Raw genomic sequence first — 12783 nt, 5'->3', positions numbered from 1 at the left:
CCGAGGGGGCCGAGGGGGCCGAGGGGGCCGGGGGGCCGGGCAGCCGACGGGGCCGGGGCGGCCGGGGCGGCGACGGGGCCGAGGGGTCGGGGGTGCCAGGGATCCGGGCAGCCGACGGAACCGGGCAGCCGACGGAACCGGGCAGCCGACGGAACCGGGCAGCCGACGGAACCGGGCAGCCGACGGAACCGGGCAGCCGACGGAGCGGGGGAGCCGACGGAGCCGGGCAGCCGACGGAGCGAGCCGACGGGGCCGGGGCGTGGTGCGAGCGCGCCTGGGCTCGCCGGGCTCCCGGTCGGGCGCGTGGCGGGGGCGGGTACGTCCGATGCCGCTCAGCCGTTGAGCGCGGCCAGCACGGCGCGGGCGCCGGACTCCAGGGCCCGCGGGTCGGCTCGGGAGGCGCTGACCACCTCCAGGTGGGCGGTGGCGACCGGGTTGGCGTGCGTTGCCTCGCCGCTCGGCGGGGCGTCGATCCGATCCCGGGCGGGGCCGAAGACGTGGGTGTAGGCGTCGACGATGACGTACGGCAGGTTCTCGTCGAAGCCGACGACCGCCGTCGCCTCGGTGCGGCCGTCGTCGTACAGGTCCAGGAAGTCGGATTCACCGGCCCCGGCCGCGAGGGTGTCGAGGATGCCGTGGGCGAAGTGCCGCAGGTCCTCGGCGCGCGCCACGCCGAGCACGTGCGGGGCGATCTCGACCAGCCAGGTTCCGTCCGCGGCCGCCCGCCGGACGGCGAACCGGACCGGCCGTCCCCCACAGTCCTCCAGCGCGCCGAACTCCGCCACGACCACGCTGTCTTCCCGCACGACCCGCACGACCCGCGCGTCCACGCCCGCACCCCGCCTCACGCCCGCACCCCCGTCCACGCCCGCACCCGCACCCGTGTCCATGTCACCGCCCATGCCGCCGTCCACGGGCTCGACGGTAACCCGGCGGCCCTCAGGCCGCCGTCAGGCAGGGGGAGGGGTGGGGGCCGGGTGCGTCGGGGCTGCCGTGGAGGCGACGAAGGCGAGGATGGCGGGGACGGCCTCGCGCAGCGTCGGGAAGTGGCGGTGGGCACCGGCCGCCGGGGCGGGGGCGTTGACGGACCAGACGGTCATGCCGGCGCGCAGCCCCGAGCGGATGCCCGACGGGGCGTCCTCCACGACCAGGCACCGGGCCGGCGTCGCGCCGAGCCGGCGGGCACCCAGCAGGTACGGCGCGGGGGAGGGCTTGCCCTCGGTGGCGGAGGCGGCGTCCACGAGCACCGGGGGGACCGGCAGGCCCGTCCGGTCGAAGCGCCCGCGTACCCGGTGCTCGTAGTTGGAGGTCACCAGCCCCCAACTGCCCGGGGGCAGCGCGGTCAACAGCTCGGCCGCGCCGTCGAAAGCCTCGTAGACGCCGGATCGGACGTCCTCGTCCTCCAGCTCGTGCAGTGCGGCCAGGCACGCGTGCGGGTCGTGGTCGGGGGCGACGGCCGCGAAGGTCTCCATCGGGCGGGTGCGCAGGGCCACCGCGTGGACCTCGTCGGCGTCCAGGCCGTACCGCGCGGCCCAGGTCTCCCAGACCCGGCGCTGGTTGGCGACGGCGTCGATCAGCGTGCCGTCCACGTCGAACAGGACGTGACGGGAGGCGGGAAGGGGTGCGGCGGCTGGGCTGGTCACCGGTGGATCATGCCAGAGCGGCCGGAGCGGCCGGAGCGGCCGGAGCGGGGGATCGCGGCGAGCACGCCGGAGGGGCCGGCACATGGTGTGCCGGCCCCTCCGGGGGCGCCGCGGTACGACAGGGAGACGCTCGGCGACAGTTACGCCGGCGCCGGCGGCAACGACAACGGCTGCGACAACGGCGACGACAGCAACAGCGGCCGCGGCGACGACGGTGGCCGGGACTAGCCGCGGGCGGCGCGTCGGCGGCGGGCGCCGATCCAGGCGACAGCGCCGCCGAGGGCGACGAGGACGCCGGCGAGCCCGGCGTACAGGCCGGTGTCGGAGTCGGCGCCGGTGTGCGCGAGGGATCCGGTCGCGGCCGGGGCGTTGGCCGTGCCCGGGGTGTGGGCGGTGGCCGGGGCCGCCGGGGCGGTGGTCGTGGAGCCGGTCGGCTTCGGCGCGCCGGGTGCGGGCTTCGTCGGCGCGGGGGTGCTGGTCGTGGAGCCGGTCGGGGTCGGGGTGGTGGGCGAGGGCTTCGGGCCGAGCTCGATCTCGCGGTCGGCTTCCAGGAAGGGGTAGGTGTTGTCCTCGGCCAGACCGATCGACGCGCGCACCGTGACCGGGGTGAGCTTCTTGATCCCCGTCTTCGGGCCGAGCTTGATCTGTACGCGCGTGACGCGGTCGCCGGAGGCGGCGCCGAAGCCCTTCGGGATGACCGGCAGGTTGAAGGTGTGCCCGTCGCCCTTCAGGTCCTTCCACACGCCGTCGACCTTGACGCGCGCCCGGAGGTCGGCGTCCGACTGGCCGGGGGCGTCGAGCTGGAGCCAGGAGGCCAGGTCGGAGCCGAGCACGCCGTCACCGGTGGACCGCAGGCGCAGGTCCATCTCCCGGCAGTCGGGGGCCGCGCCGCCCTCGCAGGGGCCCTCGTTGACGAACGAGGCGTCCAGCTTGCCGGGCTTGCCCACCGGGACGGTCTTGAAGGTCAGGGAGGCCTCGTTGCCCTGGGAGATCTCGCCGGCGGAGCTCGCCGCGACCAGCGTGAAGTCGCCGTCGTGGGTCGGGTAGTTCGTGCCCAGGCCGATGGTGACCTTCCAGGTCATCTTGCCGCCGGCCGGGATCAGGAAGCCGTCGCCGGCGGACTTGCCGGCCGGGTGGAACAGGCCCTGCCACTGGCCGTCCTGCTGTCCGATGCGGGAGTCGGTCGCCGGGGCGTCCACCGGGGCGATCTTGTAGACCACGTCCTTCTGCTGGAGCGGGATGTCGCCGGTGTGGTCGAGGAGCAGCCACGGGTGGTACGAGGAGGCCTTGTCCGTCGGGTTGGTCACCGTCAGGTCGAAGGTCTCGGTGGCTCCGCCCCGGGCCAGCGGGCCGCTCGGCACCGGTGCGCTCATCGTGGTCTTCAGCGCCCGGGGGGCGCCCTCTTCGGCGTGGGCCGACAGCGGCATCAGGGCCGTACCGGCGATGGCGGCGACGACGGCGGTGGAGCCGGCGGTGCGCAGGGTGCGGCGGGCGACGGTGCGAGCGGACATGGTGAATTCCCCCGGGAATCAACAGGATCAGACGGCAGTGGCGGCCGAGAGGCCAGAGGCGGAGCAGAGGTGGGAACGGCCGAACGAGGTGGCCGGCGGTGGAACGCCGGTCCGGTGGTGCGGGATCTCGCCGGCGGCCCGGCTTCGTTCCCCCCGGTCGCTGCTGCGATGAACTGATCTTCACACGCGGCGCATCTCTGATCCGTCGTCGAAACGTCACCGTCGCGCAACAGCCTCCGCAAGCCCCTCCATGCCCTCTGACCTGCGATAACGGAATCGTCTCGGCCGTTTCCAGACCTGGTCCTCCGCCTCCAGACCCGGTCCTCCGCCTCTAGACCTGGTCCTCCGCCAGTTCCGCGACACCCGTGATCCGGTGCAGCGCGTACGTCCGCACCTCGTCGGCCGTGTGGTCGTAGCCGGTGACGAAGCCGCCCTCCACCCGCACCGGGGCGATGACGCGCTGGCTCGCCGCCCCCTCCGCGTTGACGTACCCGATCCACACCGCCGACCCCGTCAGCGCGGCCGCCTGCACCGTCGCCAGGGTCTCCGCCGCGCTCGTGCGCGGGAGTTCGCCCGGGGCGCCGGGGATGCCCGCGGCCGGGGCGGGTTCCTTGCGGACCGCCGTCGCCGCCAGGTCGCCCGCTCGGATCGCCCGTACGGCCGCCCCGAGCAGGGTCGCGTCCGGGACCGGCGGCCCGTCCGGCACCGGGGTCGGCGCCGAACGCGCCGGGGTGCGGTGTGCGTCGGCCCGCGCGACGAGCACGTCGCCGGTACGGGATTCGGCGGCCGGGGCGTAGCCCATTGCCCGCAACCCTTCGAGGAGGACCGTCGGGTCGGCCTGCGCGGCCAGCACCGTGGGCGCGAGCCGGCGCAGCCCCAGTCCGGCGGAGCGCTTGTCGGCGAGGATCTCGCCCAGCATGGCGTCGTCGTCGCAGCGCACGTACGAGGAGGCGGCGCCCACGCGCAGGTGCCCGTGCCGCCGCGCCACGTCGTCGATCAGGTACGCCAGCGGCTGCGGGACCGGGGTGCGGCTGTGCTCGGCGAGGAAGGCGTGCAGGTCGACGGCGGTGTGCCCGGAGTCCAGGGCCCTGCGTACCGAACCGGGGGTGAAGCGGTACACCGTCGCCCCGCCCTTGGACTCCACGTCGGCCAGCGTGGCCAGGACGTCGCCGATCCCGCGGCGCAGCGGCCCGGGGGCCACCGCCGTCAGGTCGGCCTGGAGCAGGACGTGGTCCACCGGCTCGGGCAGCAGCGGGGCGAGCAGCGGCGCCGGGTCGCGGTGTTCCAGCAGGGCCCGGCCGAAGGCGGCCATTGCGCCGCGGCCGGTGACGCCGAGGACCTCGGCCTCGGTCAGGGTCCAGTGCGCGAGGCGGGCGCGCAGATCGCTCGTACCGCGCACCGGGCGTTCCCAGGCGAGCCGGGCGAAGAGGGTGTCCGGGTCGGCGGAACCGCCCTCGGGCAGTTCGGCGAGCAGGTCGAGGACCCGGCGGCGGACCTCCGCTGCGGCGGACCGGTCGAGGTCCGGGCCGAGGGCCGCCAGGGTGCGGCCCTTGCCGTCCTGTTCGCCGACGAGGGCGGAGGTGCGGGTCGCGGGCAGCCAGGCCCGCGCAAGCGTCGACCAGCGTTCCGCGGGCGGGAGTTCGCACCAGTCGTCGAAGGCGGGGGTGGGCGCGTACCGCTCGTCGGCCTCGCCGTCGCTTGCCAACAGCCCTGCCGCGTAGGCGAGTTCGATCCAGAACGCCGCCGAGGTCTCGGTGGTGTCCAGGGTCGACGCCGCCCGCTTGAGGTCCCGTACGGACAGCCCGCCGGCCCGCAGCACCGCCGGACCGGCGTGCTCCCAGGACTTCACCAGCTCCTCGACGGTCGACAGCGCGGCAAGCGCCTGCCCCGCCGCGTTCGCGTCCACAAGCTGTGGACGGTGCTCGCGGTGCGCGGACACCGCGGGCGCCACCGGCTCCGTCACGCGGTGCGCGAGGCCGCCCCGCAGGTACAGCGCCACCTCGCGGGGCAGCACCACGGTCCGCGCCGAGGAGGGCAGCAGCAGCCCGCGGTCGCGCAGCCAGCGCACCGGCGGCGTCGGGTTCGGGGTCACCTCCCCGTACGGCGGCCCCCACACGAGCCGCCCCAACACCTGGTGCGCCTCCGCGGGCGCCTCGTCGAGCAGCGCCGACATCCGCTCCGGGTCGGTGAACAGCCCGGTCAGCGCGGTCACCGCCGACACCGGGTCGTGGGTGGCGGGCAGCCCGGCGGCCGCCACGATCTCCTGCACCCGGGTCGGGGACATCCCCGCGGTGGCCTCGGCGACCGTCGGGCCCAGCCCGGTCGGGGACGGTCTGCCGGCGGCCGGGGCGAGCAGTTCCCGGGCGGTGCGCACCAACCGCAGCCGCTCGTGGTCGCCCCACACCAGGGCCTGGTCGCGCAAGGTCCCCAGGGCCCGGGGGAGGGCGGCGCGGGCCCCGTTGTCCTCGGCGCAGGCGCTCCCGGTGTCGCCGGTCAGCAGCGCCTCCAGCACCGGGTACGGGCAGGGGTCCGGGGCGACCGCGAGGGCCTCCGCCGTCTGGAGGGCGAACCGGTCCAGGCGGTCCAGGGCGCGCACCACCGACGCCCGGGTACCGGCCCGGGTGGCCAACTGGGTCACGTCGCCCGGCACCGGGTTCAGCAGGTCCGGGCGGGCGTGCAGCAGCGCGGTGAGCGCCACGTCGTCGCGGGCGCGCAGCGCCTCGGCGAGGGAGCGCGGGGCGCTCGCCGCGGTTCCGGCAGCTCCCGCGGCGTTGCTTGGCTCGGGCACTGTCGCCTCCTGGTCACGTCGGCCGGTCGTCGGCCGGTCCCCATCCGGTCAACGGTATCCGCTGCGCCCGCGCCGGCTCCACGGGCGCACGCGCTACCTTCGGGACAGACGGGACGGGAGGAGTCGGGGCGTGGGCATCGAGAGCGACCAACTGGTCTACGAATATCTCAGCCGGGTCGGGGACTTGGCGCAGCGGCGACAGCTGCCGTCGGGTGACCGGATGCGGCTGGTGTCGGGGTTGCGGGACGAGATCGACCGTCGGCGCGCCAAGTACGAACCGGAGACCCCGGCGGCGGTACGGCGCATCCTGGAGCGGATCGGCACGCCGGAGGAGGTGTTGGACACGCTGGGCACCCTGAGCCGGCCGGCGTCCGGTTCCTCCGCCGCCCCCGCGCGCCCCGACCCCGCCCCCGAGCCGTCGCCCGCCGTGCCGACGCAGCGCACGGGCCTGCGCCGCAAACCCGCCCCGCAGCCGCGCCCCGCCGAGAACGTGCCGCCGCACCTGGCCGGGCTCGACGAGCTCGGTGACGGGGGCGACGCCGAGCCCGACTGGTGGCGGCTGTCCCCGGGCGGACCGGGCGGGTTCGGAGGGCCGCAGGTCGAGGGCTTCGCGGGCGGGATCGAGGTCCCGGACCTCTTCAAGGACCCGGAGGAGGACGAGGCCCCGGCGGGCACGACGACGCGGTCCAAGCAGCCGCCCGGACCGCCCGAGTCCCGCACGCGGACCCTCGTGCGCTTCCTGCGCGAACGCAGGGAGAAGCGCAAGGCGGCGGCCGAGCCGGCCCCGGCCGCCGAGGCGGTCGCCGTCGCCCGCCCCAAACCGCACGCCTTCCTGCTGCTCGCCGCCCTCGTGCTCGTCGTCGGCGCGGTCACCGGCTACTGGCTGCTGCTCCTGGGCGGCTGGCTCCTCGCGTACGCCTCGCGGGTGCTGGGGCCGACCGAGCGCAAGGCGGTGGTGTTCGGCGTACCCGGCGCGGTCTTCGCCGGGGCGGTGGTGTGGCTGTGGGGCCGCGGCGACGGCCGCTGGGGCGACGCGTTGGCCGGCGACCAGATGTCCGGGGTGTTCCAGGACATGTGGCCGTGGCTGGCCCGGATCGCGGGCGTCGCCTCCGCGCTCTACCTGGCATGGCGGGCGCGCCGCCGCTAGGCCGGCTCTTTCGGATCTTGCCGGACCGCTGTTCACGGGCCGGCAAGGCGGGCCCCGGCCCACGTTCCCGCCCGCGTGGTCCGGCTCGGCACAATGGCGGCATGAGCTCCGAGACCACGTCCACCGCGCCCGCCGCCGACCTCCTGACGGTCGGCTTCGACCTCGACATGACCCTCATCGACTCGCGCCCCGGCATCAAGGCCGCCTACCAGGCACTCTCGGCCGAGACCGGGACGTTCATCGACGCGGACCAGGCGGTCACGCGGCTCGGTCCGCCGCTGGACGAGGAGCTCGCGAACTGGTTCCCGGCGGCGGAGATCCCCGCGATGGCCGACCGCTACCGGGAGATCTATCCCACACACGCCATCGAGCCCACCCCGGCGATGCCCGGCGCCCGCGAGGCCATCGAGGCCGTTCAGGCGCTCGGCGGCCGCGCGATCGTGGTCACGGCGAAGCACCAGCCGAACGCCGTCCTGCACCTCAGGCACCTGGGCATCGAGCCGGACGCCGTCGTCGGTTGGCTGTGGGCCGAGGCGAAGGCGGTCGCCCTGCGCGAGTACGGCGCGCAGGTCTACGTCGGCGACCACGTGGGCGACGTACGCGGTGCCCGCGCGGCCGGCGCGGTCTCGGTGACCGTGCCGACCGGCCCCTGCCCGGAGCCGGAACTGCGCGCGGCGGGCGCCGACGTGGTGCTCGCCGACCTCACCGCGCTGCCGCAGTGGCTCAAGGAGTACGTCCGCACGCGCGAGGTCTGAGCCGACGCCGGAACGCACCCGCACCCCCGGGCCCGACGCCGGAAACGCACCCGCACCCCGGGGTCCGACGCGGAACGCACCCGCGCCCCCGGGTCCGACGCAGGACGGGGCGCGAGCGACCGGCTCCCCGGAGCCGGGACGCACCCGCGCCGTCAGGCGGCCTGGGAGGCCCGGGCCGCCTTGCGCTGCGCAGCGGCCGAGCGGAGCACGCCCGCGGCCGAGATGGCGAAGCCGACGCCCATCAGCATGCAGACGGCCCACGCGTACGAGGGGAACGGGTCGGTGTCGAGGAACAGCGGGGCCATCGTCGCGAGCGTGGCGACGGCGCCGGCGATGAACACGATGCCGCCGGCCTTGACCAGTCCGTCGCCGGGCCGGGCCGCGTCGTCGTCGGGATGAGGAGTAACAGTCACCCCACCAGGGTAGTTCCCTGGCCGAAGCGGCGGAGCGCGAAGGACCGGGGAACGACTTGTCTCCGGATTCCGGAGCACTAGCCTGGAGGTGGCGGGTCAGGGGACCCGCCACGCTGCTATCCGGAACCGCCCACGCGGTGTCCCGGACCCGACGAGCACAAGGACAGAGGACGGACGTGCCTACCGGCAAGGTCAAGTGGTTCAACAGTGAGAAGGGCTTCGGCTTTCTCTCCCGCGACGACGGCGGCGACGTCTTCGTCCACTCGTCGGTGCTGCCTGCCGGGGTGGACGCCCTCAAGCCGGGCCAGCGGGTCGAGTTCGGTGTCGTCGCGGGGCAACGCGGTGACCAGGCACTTTCGGTGACCGTGCTGGACCCGACGCCTTCGGTCGCGGCCGCTCAGCGCCGCAAGCCGGACGAGCTGGCCTCGATCGTGCAGGACCTGACGACCCTGCTGGAGAACATCACCCCGATGCTGGAACGCGGCCGCTACCCCGACAAGGTGCACGGCGGGAAGATCGCCGGCCTGCTGCGGGCGGTCGCCGACCAACTCGACGTCTGACCCCCGCCGACTCCGCGCACGACCGCGCCCCGCCACTCGAAAGAGCGGCGGGGCGCGGTCGATTCGGTACCTCTCGCGGCTAGGGGAAGGCCAGCGCGTCCGGCCCGATGGCCGGAACCAGCCCCTCGGCCGCGGCCCTGGTCAGCAGCCCGCGGACGGCCGCGTACCCGGCGTCGCCGAGGTCGGCGGTGAACTCGTTGACGTACAGCCCGATGTGCTGGTCGGCGACCTTCGGGTCCAGCTCCTGCGCGTGGGCGCGCACGTACGGACGGGACGCCTCGGGGTCCTCCCACGCCATCCGGACCGACGTGCGGGCCGCGTCGGCGAGCGCGCGCAGCGTGTCCTCGCCCAGCGAGCGCCTGGCGATGATCGCCCCGAGCGGGATCGGCAGGCCGGTGGTGGACTCCCAGTGCTCGCCCATGTCGGCCAGGCGGTGCAGCCCGTAGTCCTGATAGGTGAACCGGGCCTCGTGGATGACCAGTCCGGCGTCCACCCGGCCGTCGCGCACCGCGGGCATGATCTCGTGGAACGGCAGCACGACCACCTTGCCGACCCCCTCGGGCAGCACGTCCGCCGCCCAGAGCCGGAACAACAGGTAGGCGGTGGACCGTTCGCTCGGCACGGCGACGGTCCTGCCGGTCAGGTCCACCCCGGGTTCACGGGTGAGGACCAGCGGGCCGCAGCCGCGCCCCAACGCCCCGCCGCAGGGAAGCAGCGCGTACTCCTCCAACACCCAGGGCAGCACGGCGTACGACACCTTCAGCACGTCCAGCTCGCCGCGCTCGGCCATGCCGTTGGTGACGTCGATGTCGGCGAAGGTGACGTCCAGTTCAGGCGCCCCCGGGACCCGGCCGTGCGCCCAGGCGTCGAAGACGAACGTGTCGTTCGGGCACGGCGAATAGGCGATGCGGAGCGGCTCACCTGTGCTGTTCATGCTGTCCTCCCCAGTGGGCGAGTACGGGTCCCAGCGCGCGGAAGCCGTCGCCCAGCGCGGCCAGCGCGTCCCCGATCCGCCAGGCGTCGCGGTCACGGGGTCCGACCGCGTTGGACACGGCGCGGATCTCCAGCACCGGCAACCCGTGCGCGGCGGCCGCCTCCGCCACCCCGAAGCCCTCCATGGCCTCCGCGCCCGCGAGCGGGTGCCGGGCGGCGAGTTCGGCGGCCCGCGCGGCGGTGCCGGTGACGGTGGAGACGGTGAGGACGGGTGCGAGCAGCGCCCCGGTCGCCTCGGCGGCGCGGGCGGCGAGTTCGGCGGGCGGCAGGTGCGCGCTCCGGCCGAAGCCGAGCGCGTCGACGGACAGGTACCCGTCGGGTGTGTCGGCGCCCAGGTCGGCGGCCACCACCGCGTCGGCGACGACGAGCGTGCCGAGCGGGGCGGCGGGCGCGAACCCGCCGCCGATGCCGGCGGAGACGACGAGCGTGTAGTCGGCCAGCGCGAGCGCGGTGGCCGTGGCGGCCGCGGCGGCGGCCGGGCCGACACCGCCGACGAGCACGTCGACGGCGAGGCCGGGCAGGTCCCGGCGGGTGACGAGGTAGCCGCCGCGGGACAGGGTGCGCGGGTCCGGCGTGGCCGGGTCCGGATGAGGGGTGAGACCGGCGACCACGGAGTCTGCCTCCGCCGCCACGGCGGTCACGATGAGCGCGCGCACCCTGCTGCCCTTCGCCGAGTACTGCGTGGAGCCGCCAGTGCTGTGGCCGGGAAGGTTTGCCGTGCCGGGCGCCGTGACACGGTGAACCTTTCCGGTCGCGGCACTAGTTGGACTTGAGCTTGAGCTTGAACGCCCAGACGGCGAGTGGCTTGCCGCCGTCGCCCACCTGGACGAAGCCGAGCATCTTCGACGTGGGCGCCTCGCCCTGGCCGCCCGTCGCGAAGACGTCGGCGCCGCTGAAGCTGCGGTAGGTGTTCGAGGAGGGCTCGGTGATGGGCTGGCCGTCCAGGAGGGCCTGCCACTGCTTGCCGTCCTCGACGACCTCGGGCTCGACACCGAGGCGCAGCGTATCGCCGCGGCCGTACTCGACGGTCTTGGCTTCCTTCACGTTGGTGAGGCACTCCTGGACCTTGTCCACGGAGAGTTCCTTGCCGTCGTTCTGGCAGGCGGCCTCGGCGGACACCGAGGACGTGCCGACGGTCACCGTCGCGAGCGGCGTCGGCTTGTCGCAGGCGGACAGGAGGAGGAGGCCGGCGGACACGGCTCCGAGGGCCGCGACGCTGCGGCGGGCCCTACCCGAGAAAAGCGGTGCGGTCATGAGCCGAAGGCTATCGGGCCGCCCGGCCTCGTCGCCGCACGGGGGTCCTCCGGCGGTGCGCGTGGCTCCGCCGCCGGCCCGGACGGCGCTGCCCCGGCGGTCGGCGCGCCCGGCGACTACGCCACCCGGGCCCGTGCGGAACCCTGGGGCCGGCGCGGGGAGGTGAGGACGCCGCGCAGGGCCATCGTGGTGCCGGCCGCGACGATGGCCGCCGCGACGGCCATGCCCAGTACCCCGTTCAGCGGGAGCGCGATCCCGATCGCGCCGCCCAGCACCCAGGCCATCTGCAACAGGGTCTCCGAGCGTGCGAAGGCCGAGGTGCGCACCGCCTCCGGGACGTCCCGCTGGATCATCGCGTCCAGCGACAGCTTCGCCAGGGCCTGGCAGAACCCCGCCGTGGCCGCCAGCACCGCCATGAACAGCCCGCTGACGAAGACGGCCGCCAGCACGGAGACCCCCAGGGTCAGCGACAGCACCGCCGCGATGATGGTCTCCGGCGCCCGGGCGCGCAGCCACGCGCCCACCGCCGTGCCGACCGCGTTGCCCAGGCCGGCCGCGACGCCCACGATGCCCAGCGACACGGCCGCGCTCTGGCCGGCGAGCGGGTGGTCGCGCAGCAGGAACGCCAGGAAGAAGATCAGGAACCCGGACAGTCCGCGCATCGCCGCGTTGGCCATCAGCCCGCACAGCACCGGACGGCTCACGGTCCGTAGACCGGGCTTGCGCGAGTGCGCCTCGTGCGTGGACAGCCGGGCCCGCCGTTCGCCCTTGGCCTCGTCGACCTTGTGCGGCAGCGTGAACGCGGCGAAGGTCCCCCAGATGAAGATGGCGCAGGCCCCGTACAGCGGCCAGGGCGGCCCGATCGTGTGGAGTCCGGCCGCGACCGGCGCGGCGGCCCCGGTGGCGAGCAGGCCGGCCAGCGTGACCCGGGAGTTCGCCTTGACGAGGGAGAATTTCGGCGGGAGCAGTCGGGGCACCACGGCGCTGCGGACCACTCCGTACGCCTTCGACGCGACGAGGACGCCCAGGGCCGCCGGGTACAGCTCCAGTCCGCCGGTGGCCACCGCGCCGGACATCATCACGGCGAGCAGGGCCCGGGCCAGCATCGCCGCGGCCATCGCGGCGCGCCGACCGTGCGGCAGTCGGTCCAACAGCGGGCCGATGACGGGGGCCAGCAGGGTGAAGGGGGCCATGGTGATGGCGAGGTAGAGCGCCACCCGGCCGCGCGCCTCGTCCGTGGGGACGGAGAAGAACACCGTCGAGGCCAGCGCCACGGTGATCATCACGTCGCCGGCGCCGTTGATGGCGTGGAGTTCGATGAGTCGGCCGAGCCCCGACTCGCCGGCCCCGTGGGCGTGCGTGGCCCGCCGGATCCCGCGTGCCGTGCCGGTGATGGGCAGGTGCAGGGCGCGCCCGACAGCCCGGCCGGCCCGCCTGGCCGGTCCCGAGCCGTCGTCGGACGACCGTACGGGTGCCACGGGCCAATAGTGCCCCACTCGGCCCCCTCGGACGCCTCCCGAACGGCCCCCGGCGCGTTTCGGACCCCGTGGCCGGTCTTGGGTTGTCCGCGAATCGGACCTTGCATGTGGGCCGAAGGCTTCGGAGGAGGTAGCGTGCGTAGCGCGCCACCGGCGGTTGCTCTGGCCGCGCGCCTCTTCGTGATCCCGCAGAATGGATCGCAGGTAGGTGCGCCCGGACCCGATCGGGCGTGGACGTCGA

General features: G+C 75.1%; 13 protein-coding genes. 4 read left to right on the top strand and 9 right to left on the bottom strand.

Features of this window, described 5'->3' with window-relative positions; all coding sequences use genetic code 11:
- Positions 1-332: 332 nt before the first annotated feature.
- Both OTB19_RS17060 and OTB19_RS17055 read right to left on the bottom strand, forming a co-directional pair.
- Positions 333-914 (bottom strand): hypothetical protein, encoded by a 582-nt coding sequence (locus OTB19_RS17060; RefSeq protein ID WP_267799092.1) that lies wholly within the window; start codon positions 912-914, stop codon positions 333-335.
- A gap of 36 nt (positions 915-950) precedes the next feature.
- Complete coding sequence (locus OTB19_RS17055; protein ID WP_266948967.1) at positions 951-1643, bottom strand: HAD family hydrolase; 693 nt, start codon at positions 1641-1643, stop codon at positions 951-953.
- A gap of 9 nt (positions 1644-1652) precedes the next feature.
- On the opposite strand from OTB19_RS17055, the gene OTB19_RS17050 reads away from it, so the two are divergent.
- Positions 1653-1871, top strand: coding sequence for a hypothetical protein (locus OTB19_RS17050; protein ID WP_267799089.1), 219 nt, complete (start codon positions 1653-1655; stop codon positions 1869-1871).
- Here the strand turns inward: OTB19_RS17050 and OTB19_RS17045 are convergent.
- Together OTB19_RS17045 and OTB19_RS17040 are read right to left on the bottom strand one after the other, a co-directional pair.
- Positions 1868-3154, bottom strand: coding sequence for a hypothetical protein (locus OTB19_RS17045; protein ID WP_267799088.1), 1287 nt, complete (start codon positions 3152-3154; stop codon positions 1868-1870). The genes OTB19_RS17050 and OTB19_RS17045 overlap by 4 nt on opposite strands.
- Before the next feature lie 331 nt (positions 3155-3485).
- Positions 3486-5942, bottom strand: coding sequence for a helicase C-terminal domain-containing protein (locus OTB19_RS17040; protein ID WP_267799087.1), 2457 nt, complete (start codon positions 5940-5942; stop codon positions 3486-3488).
- Positions 5943-6072: 130 nt separating this feature from the next.
- Here OTB19_RS17040 and OTB19_RS17035 point away from each other — a divergent pair, with 130 nt between their 5' ends.
- Both OTB19_RS17035 and OTB19_RS17030 read left to right on the top strand, forming a co-directional pair.
- On the top strand, positions 6073-7089 hold the full coding sequence (locus OTB19_RS17035; protein WP_267799086.1) for a hypothetical protein: 1017 nt from the start codon (positions 6073-6075) through the stop codon (positions 7087-7089).
- Between the two features lie 101 nt (positions 7090-7190).
- Positions 7191-7844, top strand: coding sequence for an HAD family hydrolase (locus tag OTB19_RS17030; RefSeq protein WP_267799085.1), 654 nt, complete (start codon positions 7191-7193; stop codon positions 7842-7844).
- A 152-nt stretch (positions 7845-7996) separates the two neighbouring features.
- Here the strand turns inward: OTB19_RS17030 and OTB19_RS17025 are convergent, their stop codons facing one another.
- On the bottom strand, positions 7997-8257 hold the full coding sequence (locus OTB19_RS17025) for a hypothetical protein (protein ID WP_053681074.1): 261 nt from the start codon (positions 8255-8257) through the stop codon (positions 7997-7999).
- Positions 8258-8433: 176 nt separating this feature from the next.
- On the opposite strand from OTB19_RS17025, the gene OTB19_RS43390 reads away from it, so the two are divergent.
- The gene (locus OTB19_RS43390; protein ID WP_053681072.1) at positions 8434-8817 is read left to right on the top strand and encodes a cold-shock protein; all 384 of its coding nucleotides are present in this window, start codon (positions 8434-8436) and stop codon (positions 8815-8817) included.
- Positions 8818-8896: 79 nt separating this feature from the next.
- Here OTB19_RS43390 and OTB19_RS17015 read toward each other — a convergent pair whose 3' ends face one another.
- The 4 genes from OTB19_RS17015 to OTB19_RS17000 form a co-directional block, all read right to left on the bottom strand.
- Positions 8897-9751, bottom strand: coding sequence for a 1,4-dihydroxy-6-naphthoate synthase (locus tag OTB19_RS17015; protein WP_267799084.1), 855 nt, complete (start codon positions 9749-9751; stop codon positions 8897-8899).
- On the bottom strand, positions 9735-10466 hold the full coding sequence (locus OTB19_RS17010; protein WP_267799083.1) for a futalosine hydrolase: 732 nt from the start codon (positions 10464-10466) through the stop codon (positions 9735-9737). The genes OTB19_RS17015 and OTB19_RS17010 overlap by 17 nt, the downstream gene beginning before the upstream one ends.
- A gap of 103 nt (positions 10467-10569) precedes the next feature.
- On the bottom strand, positions 10570-11064 hold the full coding sequence (locus OTB19_RS17005) for a DUF2771 domain-containing protein (RefSeq protein WP_267799082.1): 495 nt from the start codon (positions 11062-11064) through the stop codon (positions 10570-10572).
- A 116-nt stretch (positions 11065-11180) separates the two neighbouring features.
- Entirely contained in the window at positions 11181-12560 is a 1380-nt protein-coding gene (locus OTB19_RS17000) for an MFS transporter (RefSeq protein WP_385640158.1), read from the bottom strand.
- Positions 12561-12783: the final 223 nt, after the last annotated feature.

The organism is Streptomyces sp. H27-H5, from assembly GCF_026627505.1.
Taxonomy (GTDB): domain Bacteria; phylum Actinomycetota; class Actinomycetes; order Streptomycetales; family Streptomycetaceae; genus Streptomyces.
This window is presented reverse-complemented; position numbering and strand designations above follow the sequence as displayed.

What these genes read in the sequence shown, in the direction of transcription:
- OTB19_RS17030 (WP_267799085.1), top strand. Translation starts at nt 7,191, where the DNA reads ATGAGCTCCGAGACCACGTCCACCGCGCCCGCCGCCGACCTCCTGACG.
- OTB19_RS17015 (WP_267799084.1), bottom strand. Translation starts at nt 9,751, where the DNA reads ATGAACAGCACAGGTGAGCCGCTCCGCATCGCCTATTCGCCGTGCCCG.
- OTB19_RS17005 (WP_267799082.1), bottom strand. Translation starts at nt 11,064, where the DNA reads ATGACCGCACCGCTTTTCTCGGGTAGGGCCCGCCGCAGCGTCGCGGCC.
- OTB19_RS17045 (WP_267799088.1), bottom strand. Translation starts at nt 3,154, where the DNA reads ATGTCCGCTCGCACCGTCGCCCGCCGCACCCTGCGCACCGCCGGCTCC.
- OTB19_RS17050 (WP_267799089.1), top strand. Translation starts at nt 1,653, where the DNA reads ATGCCAGAGCGGCCGGAGCGGCCGGAGCGGCCGGAGCGGGGGATCGCG.